The sequence below is a fragment of the Mesorhizobium sp. M1C.F.Ca.ET.210.01.1.1 genome, assembly GCF_004791585.1.
Classification (GTDB): domain Bacteria; phylum Pseudomonadota; class Alphaproteobacteria; order Rhizobiales; family Rhizobiaceae; genus Mesorhizobium.
In genome coordinates, this window is sequence record NZ_SRUU01000010.1 from 13,718 (window position 1) to 29,837 (window position 16,120).

Below are 16,120 nucleotides of genomic sequence, written 5' to 3' on the forward strand. Positions count from 1 at the left end.
AACGATCCATCCACACTGGTCTGCATCAGTCTAGACGTCTCAGGCGGCACGCCGGCGTTCGGCGAACCCTATTCGACCGGCACGTACTCCCCGCCGCGCCAGACGTACCAAACCCAGCTCTGCCTCGTGAGGTCGCCCTTGTCGTCGAAATCGACGCGGCCAATGACGGTGTTGAACTCTTGTTCATGCAGTGCCGCGATGACCGCCTTCGGTTCCAGCGAACCTGCCTTCGCGACCGCCTGGGCCCAGACCTGGACCGCGCAGTAGCTCAACAGCGTGTAGCCCGCCGGCTCGAAGTTCTCCGCACGGAACTGCTCCACGATCGCGGCCGCGCCGGCATTTCGCCGCGGGTCCGCCGGAAAGGTGAACAAGGTTCCCTCCGCCCCTGAGCCTGCGATCAGGGCGAATTCCTCGGTAGCCAAGGCATCTCCGGATATGAGCTGAACCGTGTAGCCACGGTCGTGTGCAGCGCGAGCAATCAGCGCAACGTCGGCATGATACCCACCCACATACAAGGCTGAGACGCCGGCGGTTTGCAACGCAGCGACCTCGGCTGAATAGTCGTCCTTCCCGGGCGCGTATGCGTCGTAGACGGCTTCGGTCACGCCCCGTTTGTTCAGCTGCTTCCTGGTCTCGTCGGCGAGACCCTTCCCATAGGTCGAATTGTCGTGAAGGATTGCAATCTTCTTGTCGCCCCAGCGATCGGCAAGGTAGTTGCCGGCGATGAAGCCTTGCGCGTCGTCGCGGCCAATGGTGCGGAAGACATTTGCACGGCCCTGTTCGGTCAGCTGCGGATTGGTCGAGCCTGGGGATATTTCGACTATGCCCGCCTCCTCGTACACTTTTGATGCGGGGATCGAGGCCCCAGAGCAAAAATGCCCGACGACGAGCACCACCCCGTCAGCCACCAGCTTCCGGGCGGCCGCGACCGCTTGCTCGGGATCGCAGAAATCGTCGACCGAGATGAGCCTCACCTTCTGGCCGAGCACGCCGCCTGCCGTGTTGACGTCGGCCACCGCCATCTCGGCGCCGCGCTGTCCCTGCTCGCCGATCCAGGCAAGCCGTCCTGTCATCGCAGACGAGACCCCGATCAGCACCTCGGCCCTCGCGGAACCGAACACGGCCGCGAGAACTGCGATCGCTATGGCGATGACACGGTGCATGCGTGCACCCCTTGTTGACATTAGCTTACGCTAATCCAGTCAGAGCCGACAGCCCCTACGGCACACGCGAGTGTCTCGGATGTTATTGCAGTGCAATTCGCTGAGGTAATCGCGCGCCAAGTCCAGACATTTTCTGGAAGTGACAACGGTACATCCGAAACCGATCGTCTCCAAGGTCGAGTGGCCGAGTGGGCGCTCCGCGTACGGTAGATTTCGGCAAAGACCACGAATTCGGACGCCGGCTTTAAGAAACTCGCTCTCCAGAAGCTGCCGACCAGCGTCACTGCAGAAGATCTTTAAGGGATCCTACTCTTCCAGGCGCCAGTAGCGTAGGGGGGTACCTCAAGCTGTCAACATGGTTGCAGCATCTGTGGCGGCGAGCGGTAGATCGGTCCCCTTGGCCTTGAAGCGCGTGCTCTGACGATTGAGTGTGCATGCCGAACTTGTCGAACAGGATCGTCCAAGAGCGCAGTCACCTCTGGGAAACTAGACGCCTGGTATGCAGGGTCAGTTCAAATATTCTGCCGCAATCTCTGTGTAGTCGAAGCCGCCCGACCGACCGCCAAGATGTTTGGCGAGGAAGTCTTCGATGAGGCGCGCGCGTCGAAGCTTGGTCTGCCAGCGGTCGTATCCGTGTCCCTCCTTATCGAAATAGACCGCGGTCACGTCTTTTCCTGTGGCTTTCAGGGCCTCCTCGAACTCCTCGGATTGCTCGAAGCCTACTATTCGGTCTTGCTTGCCGGCTGTGATGAGGATGGCCCCTTGGACATTCGCGGCGTGGGTCGAAGGGGACCGTTCCCGCATTTCGGCAAGACCTGCTTCATTGCCGGGATCGCCGAAATAGCGCTTCATTTCGTCGAGGTGAAGGCCCCATGAAAACGGGTTGTTCTGCATCTGGTAGGCGATGTTCATCACGCCGTAGTCAACGATCGCCGCTTTGAACAAGCCCGGGTCGCGGGTCATTGCCAGAGCGGCGGAGTAGCCGCCGTAGCTGCCGCCCATCACGGCCATGTTGGACTTGTCGGCGATGCCTTGCCGGACCAGCCAGTTCGCCGCGTCAACGATGTCGTTCTGCATGGCCTTGCCGATCTCGCCGTAGCCTGCCGCGCGGAACGCCTTGCCATAGCCGGTCGAGCCGCGAAAGTTCACGGCCAGAACAGCGTAGCCGCGGTTAGCGAGGAACTGGTAGTCATTGTTGTAGGCCCAGATTTCCTGCTGCGCGGGCCCACCATGGATGACGACGACCGCCGGTAGGTTTTTCGGTTCGACGCCGCGCGGAAGTATGAGGAAGGCCGGAATATCAAGGCCATCTCGCGCTTTGAACGATACCGGCTTGGTCTCCACCAAGGCATCCTTGTGCTTTCGTAAATCGTACTCGGCAATTTTTGTGGCTTTGCCGTTTTCAAGGTCATAGAGGAAATACTCGAACGACTGTTCGCGCCACGAACGAGCGACCGTTGCAAACCGCCCGTCCGGAGACGTCCCGAGAATATCGAAGTCCACCGGATTGTCTCCATCTAGGAGAAGCTTGGTGAATGCCTCGCCAAGCTTTGAAAACGTGCGATATTGGGGATAACCGTCCTCGAATGTCAGAAAGTCAGGGCCCGCGGCATTCTCAGCCAGCGCGAATGCTTTTTTGGCGTCCACCTTCGGATGCTCTGCGACGATGGTCTCCTCTCCTGTTAGAGGAGCCACGGTCACCAGCGCGATTCGGTCGCGCCCGCGGTCGGAGAGCGCGTAAATGGGCTTTCCGCCTTCAGGATGATAAAGAATGGTGAAATCATCGCGCGCGCTGATTTCGGTCAGCATCCGCCAAGGTTCGGTGGCGCTGTCACGGATCAGGAAACGCGTGCCCTCATCGCCAAGCCTATCGGCTCGAATCAATGGCACGTTGTGGCGATCGAGCCACCAGTCGATTGTCTCGCCTTCGTTCTTCTCAAGTAACTGCTTGCCGCCACCGTCCTGCCGGACGCTGTACAGGTCGAGGAAGGCCGGGTTACGATCATCGGAAGCCACGACCAGGCGATCATCCGGTCCCGACGGTGACGAGACGATGCGCCAGTTCACAAAGCCGCGCGGCGTGACGTCCGCCCAATTGTCGCGCTTGGGCTTCAGGGGATCGATCTGCCACAGGCGGCCCTCGCTCAGCACGACCAACTCGTTCTTGTAGGAATGCCACCGGAAGTCGTCGACCTGCGCGTCCGAAAGAGTAAGAAACGGTCCGGCTTGCTCGGTCCGCTTCACGCGAAGGACGGTTTTCGTCCATTCGACGCCATACCAGGCGATCATGCTGCCGTCATGGGACGGCTGATAGCCCCACTCTGCGCCTGTGTTGGCATAGAAGTCGCGCACAGGAACGAGCGGAGCCATAGTGGCTCTTGCGAGGGACGGATGTATGGGGGCCGTTTCTTGCTCGAAATAGTAGGTGACGCCAAGCGCCGCAATCGCGACAACGATCAGGATTAATCCTATAATTCGCAGAAAGCGCATAAATATACCAGGCATTGAATATAGTATCTTACAGATTCCATACTAAAAAAACAAAGCAAAGCATATGAAATATCGGCACTCCGGCTGCGGCGTCGACACGGGGGATCGACGCGGCTGCCAATTGTGTTACCGACAACACTGCCTACAGCTGCAGCGATGCAGCCCAGAGATGAATTTTCACTGAGCCGTTGCGTCCACTTCCGCCGCCCCTCTCGCCACCGAACGCGACGTGAATTCTCAACTTTTCTTCGAGGGGGGCGAACTGTCATGTCTTGGTATCGTTGACGCCGTGAAAAGATGATTGCGAACGCACGACGGCATCTTTAACACTCCGCATAGGTTGTCAACAAAACTATCGTTTCAATTTTAGGTAGTGCTAAATTGAGCGATCTCAAATCGCAGCCTGCTTCGCTTGCATGGTTCACGCAGTCGACATTCAGATATGCGCAATCGGTGGATTAGCGGGCATTCTAGCAATCGCATTCATTAACCTCGATCTGCTTCCCGCGCAGTATGTGAACTGAGTGACGCAGCCGTCGGCGGCATTCGATTGGCCGCAATATCAATCTCACGCTCGCGTGCCGACCAGCCTTAGCCACGGCGCCAGATGGAATGCCGCCATCAAAAGATACATCGGCACCATGCCGCTGAGCACGGAGGCTCCGGACCCGGACATGCACATCATGTCCTGACTGCCATAGGCAGCGGTCAGCAGCGCCATGATCATAAAAGTCGGCGCTGCGGCGAGGCAGAGCCAGTCGGCGAGGCCGAAGCCGTGCAGACCGGCCGGGCGAGGGGCGGGATTCTCGATGCTCATGATCTCCACCTTCCAAACTGGTCAGGCTCTCGGGAAAGGTCGGCTCTGGCGGCGCGGCTGGCGCCGCCGGAGCCGCTTCACGCTCAGGAGTTCTTGTTGCGGAACGCCGCTTCGCCGACGTCCGACACCTCGACCCATCTCTGGTCGGGGGTGGCGCCTTCCTCGTAATTGTCGTGCCAGTTCCACCACTTGTAGGTCTGGGTTTGCGGATAGCCCTTGGGCGAATCCTCCCACACCTCCTGGCGGCCGAGCGGTGTGACGTCGAGATAGCTCCACACGGTGCCAAACGCCTCGTCGCCGCGGTTGTTGACGAAATAGGTGCGGAAGATGCGGTCGCCGTCGTGGATGAAGACGTTGTGGCCATGCCATTCGTCGACGCCGAAATCCTTATCCCAGCCATCGGTGATGGTGTACCAGGGCATCTTCCAGTCCATCCGCTGCTTCACCCGCTGGATGTCGGCCTGCGGCGCGCGCGAGACATAGGCAAGCGTGGTGTCGCGGGCGTTGAGATGGGCGAGGTTGCCGACCATGTCGGCGCCGAGCGAGCAGCCGCGGCAGGCGTGTTCCGGCCAGCCATAGACGCCCGGTTCGAAGAAGGCGCGGTAGACGACGAGCTGCCGGCGGCCTTCGAACAGGTCGAGCAAGCTCGCCTTGCCGTTCGGGCCGTCGAACACATAGTCCTTCTTCACGAGCATCCATGGCATGCGACGGCGTTCCGCGGCGAGCGCGTCGCGGGCGCGGGTCAATGCCTTTTCCTTCACGAGCATCTCCTCGTACGCGCCTTCCCAGGCTTCTGACGAAACGACCGGTGGTGTCTGCATTTGCTGGGTCATTGCTCTTGTCCCATTCCTTCGGTTGGTTGAGGGTGACGCGGACAGACATAGGACCGGACGGCGCGATGGTGAGAGTTACAAGTGTGACGCGATTTGATCCGGCGGCCCCAGAGACGGGCATTGCATGGACTCGCTGATCAATGCCGCCGGCCGCGCGCTTGCCGCGGGCAATCCGCTCGGCGCCCTGAAGCGTGTCGCGCTGCGCGACGACGCGCCGGCGCTGGCGCTACGCGGCATCGCGATGGCCCAGCTCGGCGAATTCGACAAGGCCAAGGCGCTGCTGAAGAGCGCCGCCCGCGCCTTCAGTTCGAGGGAGACTGTCGCCCGTGCGCGCTGCGTCGTCGCCGAGGCCGAGATTGCGCTTGTCTCGCGCGATCTCGGCTGGCCGGAGAAGGCGTTGCGAACGGCGCGCAGGACGCTTGAAGCGCATGGCGACCGGGTCAATGCAGCCTATGCCGGCAGCCTGGAGGCGCGCCGCCTGATCCTGATCGGCCGGCTCGACGAGGCCGAGCGCCTGCTTGCCGGGTTCGATCCGGCGCCGCTGCCGCCGGTCGCGCGCGTCGCGCATGAGCTCGCTGCCGCCGGCATCGCGGTCAGGCGTCTGAGGACGAAGGTCGCGCGCGCCGCGCTCGGCCGGGCGGCGCTCGCGGCCTATGAAGCCAACATTCCGGCGCTGAGGGCCGAGGTCGAAAGCGCATCGCGAGTGCTCAACATCCCGGTCGCGCGGCTCATATCGAAGGGTTTGGAGCAGCCGCTGCAGCTCGACGAGGTGGAGGCGCTGCTCGCCTCCGGCGCGCTCGTCATCGATGCCTGCCGCAACGTCGTGCGCCAGGCCGATACGGTGGTCTCGCTGGCGACCCGGCCGGTGCTGTTCGCGCTGGCGCGCACGCTGGCCGAGGCCTGGCCGGCCGATGCGTCGCGGGAGGCGCTCTTGAGGCGCGCCTTCAGGGCCAGGCACGTCGACGAATCGCACCGCGCGCGGCTCAGGGTCGAGATGGGACGGCTGCGCGCCGAACTGAGCGCGCTCGCTGAAATCAACGCAACGGCGGCGGGCTTTGCGCTTAACTCCCTGAGTACCGCCGAGGTCGTGGTGCTGGCGCCGCCCGTCGAGGAGGAGCATGGCGCGGTGCTCGCCTTCCTGGCCGACGGCGAGTCGTGGTCGAGCTCGGCGCTGGCGATCGCGCTCGGTGCCAGCGCCCGCACCGTGCAGCGGGCGTTGGAGGAGCTTTCGACAGCAAACAAGGTGCAGGCGGTCGGCCGCGGCAGGGCGCGCCGCTGGATGACACCGCCGGTGACCGGATTCCCGACCGTCTTGTTACTCCCGGGGCCGCTGCCGAGCGACTAGTCTGTGGCCACTGTTCGAATGGAGATCGAAAAATGAAACGAATCGCCGCCGAGATCCTGCGCGAATATGGACCCTTTCCTGACGCCGAGCGCGTCAACGGCGTCACCTATGACGGCAAGAATGTCTGGTTCGCCACCGGCGACAAGCTGAAAGCGCTTGACCCGGAGAGCGGTGCGATCGTGCAATCGATCGACGTCGCCTCGCATGCCGGGACCGCTTTCGACGGCGAGCACCTCTACCAGATCGCCGAGGACCGCATCCACAAGGTCGACCCCAGGACTGGCAAGATCGTCGCCACCATTCCCGCCCCGGGCAATGGCGGCGATTCAGGCATGGCCTGGGCCGAAGGTTGGCTCTGGGTCGGCGAATACAGGGCGCACAAGATCCATCAGATCGATCCCGAAACGGGCAAGGTGATCCGCACCATCGAGTCCAAACGCGTCGTCACCGGCGTCACCTGGGTCGATGGCGAGCTCTGGCATGCCACCTGGGAAGGCGAGGAGGGCGATCTGCTGCGCATCGATCCTGATACGGGCGACGTGCTGCAGGAAGTGGCAATGCCCTCCGGCGTGTCGGGACTGGAATCCGATGGCGGCGGCTGCTTCTTCTGCGGCGGCGGCAGCAGCGGCAAGATCAAGGCCGTGCGCCGCCCCGGGCAGGCCACGAAGGAGTAGGTGTCCCCGGCAAATGGCGGGCTGGCCAGTCATCAGTTCGGCACTGACTGGAGTTTGCAGGCCACCAGGTGGGATCTCGGCCCTCGAGATCATCGCCCGGGACAGCCTGCGGCTGGCGACGAATACTGGCGTAGGGGTCCACATAGGCCATTTTGAGCGCATCGCCCATCAAACCGGACATAGTGTTGAGCCATGCGCCGATTGCAAGCTTTGGAAAGCTTAGCCGCGGCGGATCGAGGCGTCGCACGGCGGTCAGAGCGGTGGTGGGAATGTCAGCCATGGTGTCCTCCCGTAATGGTGAGAATGACACCGCTTCCCGCTCAGGTCCTTGGCTCGGACCTGAAGAATCCTGAATAGCCCCGAAGTTCGCCTTCTGGGCCAACTTGGATTATCCTTCCCTTCAGGGATGGGTCCTTGGCCAATGGACGTGGAGTTTGGCGACTATCGTTTGAAGCAAGGCGAACGGCTGCTGCTGGGCCCGAATGGGCAGGTGGAGCTTTCGACTCGTTCCTTCGACATTCTTGCCATGTTGCTCGACCGGCCAGATGAGGTGATCAGCAAGACCGACCTTTTCGATGCGGTGTGGCCCGGCCTGGCCGTAGAGGAGAATACGCTGCAGGTCCACATTTCGGCGCTCCGAAAGGTGCTTTCCGCCGAGATGATCACAACAGTCCATGGTCGCGGTTACAAATATGCCGGTCCCAGGCCCTTCGTGGCGACGGCAGCGGCCATTGCGCCGTCCAAGCCGTCAATCGCTGTCCTTCCCTTCGCCAATTTGAGCGGCGATGCGGCGCAGGACATTTTCTGCGAAGGATTGGCGCTCAACATCGTCGCCAACCTTGGGCGCTTTCACGAGTTGTTCGTCATCGACAGGTTTTCGACCCTGGCCTATCGGAACCGGACGGTGACCTCGGCTGAAGCCGCGCGTGAACTTTCAGTTCGCTACATCATAGAGGGAGGTGTTCAGAAAGCTGGTGATCGCATTCGCGTCTCTGTCCAACTTGTCGACGGAACGGACAACCGGCAGCTTTGGACCGAGACCTATGACCGGCAATTGACCGATATCTTCGACGTCCAGGACGAGATCACCGGGACCATCGTCGGCACGCTTGCGTCCGGTTATGGCGGCAGGCTCGGCAAGGCGTGGCGTGCCCGAACCAAGTCTGCCGGACTCGAGAGTTTTGTCGCCCTGGACCATCTCTAGCGTGCCATTGATGCCTGTCGTTTCAACAAGGAGGGAGAGAGCCTTGCCAGGGAGTATCTGGCCAAGGCAATTGAATGTGATCCCACACTTGCCAAGGCCTATAGCAAAATGGCGCTGAGTCATCTGGTCGACGCCTGTTTCGGCTGGGCCGATGATTACGACGTCTCGATGGAATTGGCCCGACAATGGGCTGTCAAAGCAATTGCCTGCGACGATGGCGATTCCTGGTCCCATTGGGCCTTCGCCAGCTATCATTTGTACACGGCAAATCATGGCGTGGCGCTTGAGGCTTTCCGGAAGGCTCTCGAATGCAATCCCAACGATGCCGAGGTGACGACGGACTATGGACTTTGTCTGTCATATGTGGGCAGCGGGGGAACAGGGCATCGAGCACGCACAGAAGGCAATGCGTCTCAACCCGTACCACTATGAATGGTACACCTCGCAACTGGGCCAGATCTATTTCGATACCCGCCACTACGACAAGGCTATCGCCACCTTTGCCAGCCTTCGTTCGCTGGATAGCGCCATCATGCGTGTCTATCAGGCGGCCAGCTTCGCTGCTGCCGGCTACCACCAGCAAGCTCGGAAATCCGTGAAACGCGTTCTCGAACTCGATGCCGGCGCAACGGTGGAAAAATGGACCGGTCCGAAGCTGGCGCCATATGGTGATGCTGCTTACCTCGAGCACTTCCGGAGCAATCTACACAAAGCCGGCCTACCCGAGCGGCCCGCCGCCGATCTTTGACTCAGAGAAACGAACGACCACATGTCCCGGTGAGTTGTGCGTACTCGCCGATCCCACGGGTGACAAGGTCCGTGCATGGATGAGGCGACGCCCGTTCATGGTCATCGGGTCTTGGGTTGCAGAATTTGGTCGGCGCACAGCGGGCTCCAACACCATTCCATTGACAAAGGTCGCGCCTGGTCGCTCCATTAGTTGTTACTAAAATGGAGGCAGCGATGGCGTATACGTATCGGTGCAAGGACTATCCGGGAATGGAAGCCTGTCCTGGAAGCTTCACGGCAGAGAACGCGGAAGAGGTGATGAAGCATGTCGAGCTTCACGCCAGGTCCGCGCATGGTGAAGACCCTGGCCAATGGTCCCAAGAGGACCGGAAGCAGCTACAGGCGATGATGATCGCGAGCTAGGCGCGCTTCTGGATCAGGCCGCCTCGCGCGCCGGTCGTGCAACGCCCTTGCTGGATACCTGGACGGAATTCGGCGTATCGATATGCGCCCAGGCCGGCCGCTCGAACAGGAAGTTTCCGAAGCCGGTACGCTTGACGATGAAATAGACGATGACCGGGCTGATGACCGAGACAAGCAGCACGGCCAGGCTCAGCGTGCCGGTGTCGGTCAGAAGGCCGCTGGCAAGTGCTGCACCGCGGAAGATCGACATCGGGATGGTGAAGGCGACATAAACGACCAGCGAATGCTCGCCCAGCCACCGCAGCCATTCCATCGCGGCGAATTTCGACAGGAAGCCGCCGGCGACGCAGAGCGCCACCGCGCCGGCGACGGCGAGCGTAAGATGCAGCGGCGGCCACGCCGCCAGGCCCATCTGCATGCCGACCGGCTCCACAGCATAGCCCGGCGAATAGACGAGCAGGCCGTTGAGGACCGCCCAGACGGCCAGACCGGCAACGGCGATCGCCGGACGGTCTTGTGTCCACGCGACGAGGCGGAACACCAGCGGCGCCATGACGAAGCCGAGATAGAAGAACACGAAATATGCGGCGAATTGGGTGAGCGCGTAGCTCTCCGAATGCGGTGCCCACATCTGCAGCGCCGCGGCAGCCGGGATGATGATCCAGTGCGGCACGCTGAGCTCGCGCAAGACACGTGCGACGAGGCCGAACACCGCCAGCATGTAGATGAACCACAGCACGCCATAGGGCTGGACGACGGCCATGGCGAGGTCGTGCAGCATGCCGGCCGGATCGCGGCTGAAGATGCCGATCTTCAGCCCGATCGAGATGACCGCCCACAGCACGTAGAAATAGAGATAGTGGATGACGCGCCGGTCGATATAGCGCTGCCACGGCCGGTCGATCACCTGCGACAGGAACAGCCCGGAGATGAGAAAGAATTCCGGCATGCGGAACGGCGTCGCGAAGCCGATGACATAGTGCAGGAAGCCGACGCCGCCGGTGTATTCACCGGTGTTGTAGGCCGAGTACATCATCACCACCAGGATGATCGAAAGACCCTTTGCCGTGTCCACCCACGGCATGCGTGTCGAGTTGTTCATGAACGCCCCCGAGAACGGCACCCGGCGCCATAGTATCGGACAGGCGCATCTCTAGCAGCACGAAGCTTCGGATATCGTAAACGCGACCCTCCTAGCTCCCGTGCCGTACCGGGACCGGCGGACCGGTCTCCCGCATCGCCACCGCCACGATCACGCCCGACAGGAAGGTGAGCGCCGCGATTGCCGTGATCGCGGCGGAGAAGCCGAAGAAGTCAGCGATCAGCCCCGCCGACAGTGCCCCGATCGCGTAACCGAGGTCGCGCCAGAAGCGGTAGACGCTGAGCGAGCGGGCCCGCCAGGAGGGGTGCGATGCGTCCGAAACCGCCGCGATCAGGCTCGGATAGACCATCGCCGTGCCGAGGCCGAGAAGCAGGCTCGCCAGCAGCCACCAGCCGAAATCGCGCGTAATGGCGGTGGTGAGAAGCCCCGCCGCCTGCACCCACATGCCGGCGACGATCAGGCCCTTGCGGCCCCACCGATCGCTCAACGGGCCGGTCGCGACCTGCAATATGCCCCAGACCGCCGGGTAGACCGCCTTGAGGATGCCGATGCGCTCGACGCCGAGCCCGTTGGCGGCGAAGAAGAGCGGAAAAAGCCCCCAGCTCATGCCGTCGTTCAGATTGTTCACCAGGCCGGCTTGCGAGGCAGCGAACAGGTTGCGGTCGCTGAGCGAGGTCAGCATGAAGATTTCGCGAAAACCGAGCGGCGACGCTGTTTTCGGATGGTTGGCCAGCTCCAGCCGCACGTGCTCGCGCGTGTCGCGCACGAGCAGGATCGACAGGGCAGCGCCGAGGACCGCATAGCCGACGCCGAGATAGATAGGCACCGGGCGCAGCCCGTAACGGCTCGCCAGATAGCCGGTGAGGAAGGCGGTGACGCCTACCGCGAGATAGCCGGCGAACTCGTTGAGGCCGACCGCGAGGCCGCGCGATTTCGGCCCGACGAGGTCGACCTTCATGATCACGGTCATCGACCAGGCGAGCCCCTGGTTGATGCCGAGCAGCGCGTTGGCGGCGACGATCCAGCCCCAGCTCGGTGCCCAGATGATGATGAAGGGCACCGGCAGGCCAAACAGCCAGCCGAGGATGAGCACGCGCTTGCGGCCCCAAATGTCTGCGAGCTGGCCGGAGACGAGGTTGGCGCAGGCCTTGACCACGCCGAAGCTGACGATGAAAGAGACGACGAGCGTCGTGGAAGCGACACCGAACTCCTCGGCGCCGATCAGCGGCACGACGGTCCGCTCGATGCCGACCATGCCGCCGACGAAGGCGTTGATCAGCACCAGCAGCGAAAACTGCTTCCAGTTGGCCTTGAGGCCGAGCGCAACGGCCGACGCGGCTGCGCTCAAGACCGAGCCCCGGCGTTCGCGGCCCGTGTGCGGGCCGCATCGGGCGGCGGGGGAGGGATGTCGGCGGTCATGACGGCGACGAACTGACGCTCGTCCTCGATGCGGAACGCCTTGTTGAAGCGCCGCTCGAAGCCGATCGTCGATGTCGGCTTGCCGCTGAGCGAGCGGCCGCAGACCGAGCCAGAATAGGCCCCCGGCAGCACCTCGATATGGTCGGGCAACTCCTTGAGGCGGCGCACGCTGCCATAGAGCGCGCGGGCGCCGTCCTCGGCGCTCGAGGCGAGTTCGGTGCGGCCGAGATCGCCGACCATCAGCGTGTGTCCGGTCAGCACGAACCAGGGTTCGCTCGACCGCGTGCGGTCGGTGACCAAAAGGCTCAGATGCTCCGGAGTGTGGCCGGGCGTATGCATGACGGTTGCCGTCACGTTGCCGAGCTCCAGCACCTCGCCGTCCTTCACCCGTCGGAATGGGAAGTCGGTCTCGGCGCCCTCGAACAGCACGTATTCGGCGCCGGTCGCCTCGGCGAGCGCCCGCCCTGCCGAGATATGGTCGGCATGGATATGGGTGTCGACGACATAGAGGATGCGCATGCCGGTTGCGCGCGCCGCCTCGACATAGGGCGCAATGTCGCCGACCGGATCGACGACGGCCGCGCAAGCCTTGCCGCCGCAGCCGAATAGATAGGAGGCGGCGACCGGGTCGGTATGCAGGAACTGCCTGAGAATCATCGCTTTTCCTCCGCACCGGCGGCTGCACCGGGTGAGCCGCCCGGCTTGACAGCGCGTCGAAACTATCATTCAATCATTTCATTGAATGACGATGCGTCGCTGAAGGGACGATGTCAATCCGCAATCCGAAGCAGGCGCTTTACAAGCAGTTCGCGATCGTCGCCAAGGCGCTCGGCCATCCGTTGCGCCTGGAGATGATCGAGCATCTGGCGCAAGGCGCGCGCAGCGTCGAAGCGCTTGCCGCAAAGCTCGGCCAGCCAATAGCCAACGTCTCCCAGCATCTGCAGGCGCTTCGCCGCGCCGGCATCGTCTCAGCCGAACGCGACGGCAAGTTCATCCGCTACGCGCTTGCGGACGAGAGCGTGCTTTCCGCCTTCGCTGCGGTGCGCGCAGTCGCTGAGCGGCGGCTCGCCGAAGTCGATCGCATCGTGCGTGGCTATTTCGACGCGCGCGACGACATGCGGCCGGTTGGCCGCGACGAGCTCCAGGCGCTGATGCGCGACGGGCTGGTGACGCTGATCGACGTCCGCCCGCCGGACGAGTTCGCGCTCGGCCATCTGCCCGGCGCGATCAATGTCCCGCTCGGCAAGATCGAGGTCTGGTCTCGCGGTGCCGATGCCGGCCGGGAAGTCGTCGCATACTGCCGCGGTCCGTGGTGCGTGATGTCCTTCGAAGCGGTGGCCGCGCTGCGCTCCCTTGGCCATTCCGCGCGCCGCCTCGAGGACGGCATGCCGGAATGGAAGGCCGCCGGCTTGCCGGTGGAGATGGCCGCCTGATAGTGCCGCCAAACGGATAGTCACCGTTCGGGCAATCCCGCCAGCTTCAAGCCTTCGACCACCTGGTCTGCCCATTCCGGGGTGTTGCGGAAGAGAGGCAGCGACCGGAATCGCTCGATCGTGAAACTCGGCTGGGCGGACATGAGCTTTTGCGCGGCCCAGCGGGCGGTCTCCAGATCGCCGCTCATTGCCGACCAGGCGGCGAGGTATCGATAGGACGTGACGATGTCGGGGTGGGCGGCGATGACCTCACGGGCGATCGCGACGGCCTGGGAAAGGGAGCCCGTCTTGGCCAAGGCGTAGCCCATTCCCAGTCTCACGGCGAACGCGAACGGATCCATTGGGCTCAGCGCCATCGCTCGCTGGAACCATTCCGAGGCGCGGGCGGCTTCGCCCCTGTAGATCGCGATCCAGCCGCGGCGTGCCCATGCCCACGCATTGTTCGGATCAAGCGCGAGCGCCTTTTCGATGAAGGCAGCGGCGCGCTCCTGGTCACCGCCCATGCTCAATGCCGCGCCGGCGGCGGTCAACGCGGTTGGATCATCCCCGATCGAGCCGGCTGCCTCGACCGCCGCGATCGCCTTTTCCAGCTCGCTTTCCGGCTGCTCTGCCCACAGAAATACGGCGTTCGAGGCGTGGCACCAAGCCAGGAGCGCATGCGCGCGGCCATATGCCGGATCGACGGCAATCGCTTTCTTGAGCAGCTCGATCGCCTGATCGTTGGTGTCCTTGCGGCGGCCCCAGATGTTCGGATAGGCACGCATGACAAAATCATAGGCCCGCAGGCTGGTCGGCGGCTTGCGCCTGGCCAGCTCGATCTCGGCGCCGCGGATGGCCGGATGGATGGCGCCGGCCACCTGCGCCGCGATCCTATCCTGGAAGTCGAATACGTCCTCGGTCGCGCCCTCGTAACGTTCGGACCACAATTGTGTCCGCGTGTCGGCATCGACCAGCTGCACGGAAATGCGCAGGCGGTCGCCGCCCCGCCGAACGGTGCCCTCGACCACGTAGTTGACGCCGAGCTCCCGGCCGACCTCACGCACGTCGGCGAAGCGCCCCTTATAGGTGAAAGCGGACTGGCGCGCGATGACGAAGAAGTTGCGGATGCGCGAAAGCGCGGCGGTGATCTCCTCGACGACGCCGTCGGCAAAATACTCATCATCAGCCCCGCCGAGATTGTCGAAAGGCATCACTGCCACCGACGGCTGGTCATTCGGTCTCGCCGGCGTGGCGACAGGCTGGATGGTGCCGTGCGCCGACGCGACTTGGCGCTCTCCGCCCCGCGTTTGCAGCGACGCCGCCAATGACTGCGTCTGTGCCTCGGGTTCCACGCCCAGATGCTTCTTCACCAGCGCGCGGCAGGTCTCGAACTGACGCAAGGCCGCGTTTTCGTGGCCCCTCGCAGCGTGGATACGCATGAGTGCCCGATGCGCCGGCTCCGCGGTCGAATCCGAGGCAAGCAGCCTTTCCGCCAGTCCTTCGCAAGCTGCTTCAGCCGCGGATCCGGATTCGGGCGATGCGAGGCTCAGGCGTTCCACCAGCTGCTGTGCCTTCTGCCGGTATCTCACCTGATACGGGCTGAACCATTCATCGAGACCGTCGGGAATGGCTTCGCCGGCAAGCACATCGCCGCGGTAGAGGTCGGCGGCTAAGCCAAGGTCCGCCGTCCCGCCTTCGGCCAGCTTGCGCTCGAAGAGCCAGACATCGGCTTCATCCGGGTCGGCCGTCAGCGCGACCGTTTCCTGATCCCCGTCGATGGAGATGGCCGCGTTGCCGGCGGCAGGGAACCATCGCCTGATGTCGGCCAGTGCCTGGCGCAGGCTGTTGCGCGACTGGGCATCGCCTCGTCCCGGCCAAAACCCTTCGCAAAGCCGTTCGCGAGAGTGGCCGCGGCGACCCGCCAGGACCAGGGCGGCAAAAAGGAGCGCCGACTTGCGCGTTGTGAAGCGGACGGGCTGGCCGTCTGCGGAAGTCACTTCGAGGCCGCCAAGCAACCGGATACGCACCGGGCCCCTCCGAATTTCGCTCGCACCGGCACAATAGCATCTTCGCCGGTCGATTTAACGCGGATTTAACGGCGGTCCAGCGGCCTTTCCTCGACAGTTCACGCCAGTCCGAACAACCGCAAATCACCCTAGTGGCAAACTTCGGCGGTAACCTGGATCGGGAGAGCAAAAATGGCTCACACGGAAACTCACGCGAAGACCCACGCATCGAATCCTTGGCCGCTTGGGGCAGCGTCGAAAAGCGTGACGACAGCGGTATCTGCCTTCACGGCCTGGCGGCGGAGCATTGCAGGACGCAGGGCGATAAGGGACATGACGCCCGATCAGCTGAAGGACATAGGCTGTCAGGAGGTCCCCAGACCTACGGTCGTAATCAGGGTCGGGGTCGGCCTTATGACGGACCTGATGTCGATGAGATAAGGCGGATTCAGATGACCGCTTGCGCAACGCGGAGGCCGGAACCGGCCTCCATCTGGCGCACA

14 protein-coding genes and 1 pseudogene are annotated in these 16,120 nt (G+C 63.0%); 7 read left to right on the forward strand and 8 right to left on the reverse strand.

Annotated features, from left to right (window positions below):
* Positions 1 to 68 precede the first annotated feature (68 nt).
* The 4 genes and pseudogenes from EN853_RS13250 to EN853_RS13265 form a co-directional block, all read right to left on the reverse strand.
* The gene (locus EN853_RS13250; protein ID WP_127860217.1) at positions 69 to 1,163 is read right to left on the reverse strand and encodes a branched-chain amino acid ABC transporter substrate-binding protein; all 1,095 of its coding nucleotides are present in this window, start codon (positions 1,161 to 1,163) and stop codon (positions 69 to 71) included.
* Between the two features lie 507 nt (positions 1,164 to 1,670).
* A complete protein-coding gene (locus tag EN853_RS13255; RefSeq protein ID WP_167524462.1) occupies positions 1,671 to 3,533 on the reverse strand; it encodes a S9 family peptidase in 1,863 nt (620 codons plus the stop codon).
* Between the two features lie 688 nt (positions 3,534 to 4,221).
* Positions 4,222 to 4,416 (reverse strand): annotated as a pseudogene (locus EN853_RS13260) (hypothetical protein); the annotation flags it as partial.
* A 137-nt stretch (positions 4,417 to 4,553) separates the two neighbouring features.
* Entirely contained in the window at positions 4,554 to 5,303 is a 750-nt protein-coding gene (locus tag EN853_RS13265) for a DUF899 family protein (RefSeq protein WP_127860219.1), read from the reverse strand.
* Positions 5,304 to 5,427: 124 nt separating this feature from the next.
* Here EN853_RS13265 and EN853_RS13270 point away from each other — a divergent pair, with 124 nt between their 5' ends.
* From EN853_RS13270 to EN853_RS13295, 5 genes are all read left to right on the forward strand, one after another.
* Positions 5,428 to 6,648, forward strand: coding sequence for a helix-turn-helix domain-containing protein (locus EN853_RS13270; RefSeq protein WP_127860220.1), 1,221 nt, complete (start codon positions 5,428 to 5,430; stop codon positions 6,646 to 6,648).
* Positions 6,649 to 6,680: 32 nt separating this feature from the next.
* Positions 6,681 to 7,322 carry a DUF5074 domain-containing protein gene (locus EN853_RS13275; RefSeq protein WP_127860221.1) on the forward strand — a complete coding sequence of 214 codons (642 nt, stop codon included), beginning with the start codon at positions 6,681 to 6,683 and terminating at the stop codon, positions 7,320 to 7,322.
* Positions 7,323 to 7,743: 421 nt separating this feature from the next.
* Complete coding sequence (locus tag EN853_RS13285) at positions 7,744 to 8,526, forward strand: winged helix-turn-helix domain-containing protein (protein ID WP_127860222.1); 783 nt, start codon at positions 7,744 to 7,746, stop codon at positions 8,524 to 8,526.
* A gap of 343 nt (positions 8,527 to 8,869) precedes the next feature.
* On the forward strand, positions 8,870 to 9,274 hold the full coding sequence (locus EN853_RS13290; protein ID WP_127860223.1) for a hypothetical protein: 405 nt from the start codon (positions 8,870 to 8,872) through the stop codon (positions 9,272 to 9,274).
* Positions 9,275 to 9,489: 215 nt separating this feature from the next.
* Entirely contained in the window at positions 9,490 to 9,678 is a 189-nt protein-coding gene (locus EN853_RS13295) for a DUF1059 domain-containing protein (protein WP_127860224.1), read from the forward strand.
* A gap of 13 nt (positions 9,679 to 9,691) precedes the next feature.
* Here the strand turns inward: EN853_RS13295 and EN853_RS13300 are convergent, their stop codons facing one another.
* The 3 genes from EN853_RS13300 to EN853_RS13310 form a co-directional block, all read right to left on the reverse strand.
* Positions 9,692 to 10,780, reverse strand: a complete 1,089-nt coding sequence (locus EN853_RS13300; protein ID WP_127860225.1) for an acyltransferase family protein — start codon at positions 10,778 to 10,780, stop codon at positions 9,692 to 9,694.
* Between the two features lie 91 nt (positions 10,781 to 10,871).
* Positions 10,872 to 12,128: an MFS transporter gene (locus tag EN853_RS13305; protein WP_127860226.1), complete on the reverse strand. Its 1,257-nt coding sequence runs from the start codon at positions 12,126 to 12,128 to the stop codon at positions 10,872 to 10,874.
* Positions 12,125 to 12,856 carry an MBL fold metallo-hydrolase gene (locus EN853_RS13310; RefSeq protein ID WP_127860227.1) on the reverse strand — a complete coding sequence of 244 codons (732 nt, stop codon included), beginning with the start codon at positions 12,854 to 12,856 and terminating at the stop codon, positions 12,125 to 12,127. The genes EN853_RS13305 and EN853_RS13310 overlap by 4 nt, the downstream gene beginning before the upstream one ends.
* Before the next feature lie 110 nt (positions 12,857 to 12,966).
* Between EN853_RS13310 and EN853_RS13315 the strand changes: the two genes are divergently transcribed.
* Positions 12,967 to 13,632: a metalloregulator ArsR/SmtB family transcription factor gene (locus EN853_RS13315; RefSeq protein ID WP_127860228.1), complete on the forward strand. Its 666-nt coding sequence runs from the start codon at positions 12,967 to 12,969 to the stop codon at positions 13,630 to 13,632.
* A 20-nt stretch (positions 13,633 to 13,652) separates the two neighbouring features.
* Here EN853_RS13315 and EN853_RS13320 read toward each other — a convergent pair whose 3' ends face one another.
* The gene (locus tag EN853_RS13320; RefSeq protein ID WP_127860229.1) at positions 13,653 to 15,638 is read right to left on the reverse strand and encodes a BTAD domain-containing putative transcriptional regulator; all 1,986 of its coding nucleotides are present in this window, start codon (positions 15,636 to 15,638) and stop codon (positions 13,653 to 13,655) included.
* A 171-nt stretch (positions 15,639 to 15,809) separates the two neighbouring features.
* Between EN853_RS13320 and EN853_RS13325 the strand changes: the two genes are divergently transcribed.
* Entirely contained in the window at positions 15,810 to 16,058 is a 249-nt protein-coding gene (locus EN853_RS13325; RefSeq protein ID WP_127860230.1) for a DUF1127 domain-containing protein, read from the forward strand.
* The last annotated feature ends 62 nt before the right edge of the window (positions 16,059 to 16,120 follow it).

Bases quoted from the DNA above. Each gene is read 5' to 3' on its own strand.
- EN853_RS13250 (WP_127860217.1), bottom strand. From the start codon at position 1,163: ATGCACCGTGTCATCGCCATAGCGATCGCAGTTCTCGCGGCCGTGTTC.
- EN853_RS13255 (WP_167524462.1), bottom strand. From the start codon at position 3,533: ATGGCTCCGCTCGTTCCTGTGCGCGACTTCTATGCCAACACAGGCGCA.
- EN853_RS13265 (WP_127860219.1), bottom strand. From the start codon at position 5,303: ATGACCCAGCAAATGCAGACACCACCGGTCGTTTCGTCAGAAGCCTGG.
- EN853_RS13270 (WP_127860220.1), top strand. From the start codon at position 5,428: ATGGACTCGCTGATCAATGCCGCCGGCCGCGCGCTTGCCGCGGGCAAT.
- EN853_RS13275 (WP_127860221.1), top strand. From the start codon at position 6,681: ATGAAACGAATCGCCGCCGAGATCCTGCGCGAATATGGACCCTTTCCT.
- EN853_RS13285 (WP_127860222.1), top strand. From the start codon at position 7,744: ATGGACGTGGAGTTTGGCGACTATCGTTTGAAGCAAGGCGAACGGCTG.
- EN853_RS13290 (WP_127860223.1), top strand. From the start codon at position 8,870: ATGGACTTTGTCTGTCATATGTGGGCAGCGGGGGAACAGGGCATCGAG.
- EN853_RS13295 (WP_127860224.1), top strand. From the start codon at position 9,490: ATGGCGTATACGTATCGGTGCAAGGACTATCCGGGAATGGAAGCCTGT.
- EN853_RS13300 (WP_127860225.1), bottom strand. From the start codon at position 10,780: ATGAACAACTCGACACGCATGCCGTGGGTGGACACGGCAAAGGGTCTT.
- EN853_RS13310 (WP_127860227.1), bottom strand. From the start codon at position 12,856: ATGATTCTCAGGCAGTTCCTGCATACCGACCCGGTCGCCGCCTCCTAT.
- EN853_RS13315 (WP_127860228.1), top strand. From the start codon at position 12,967: ATGTCAATCCGCAATCCGAAGCAGGCGCTTTACAAGCAGTTCGCGATC.
- EN853_RS13325 (WP_127860230.1), top strand. From the start codon at position 15,810: ATGGCTCACACGGAAACTCACGCGAAGACCCACGCATCGAATCCTTGG.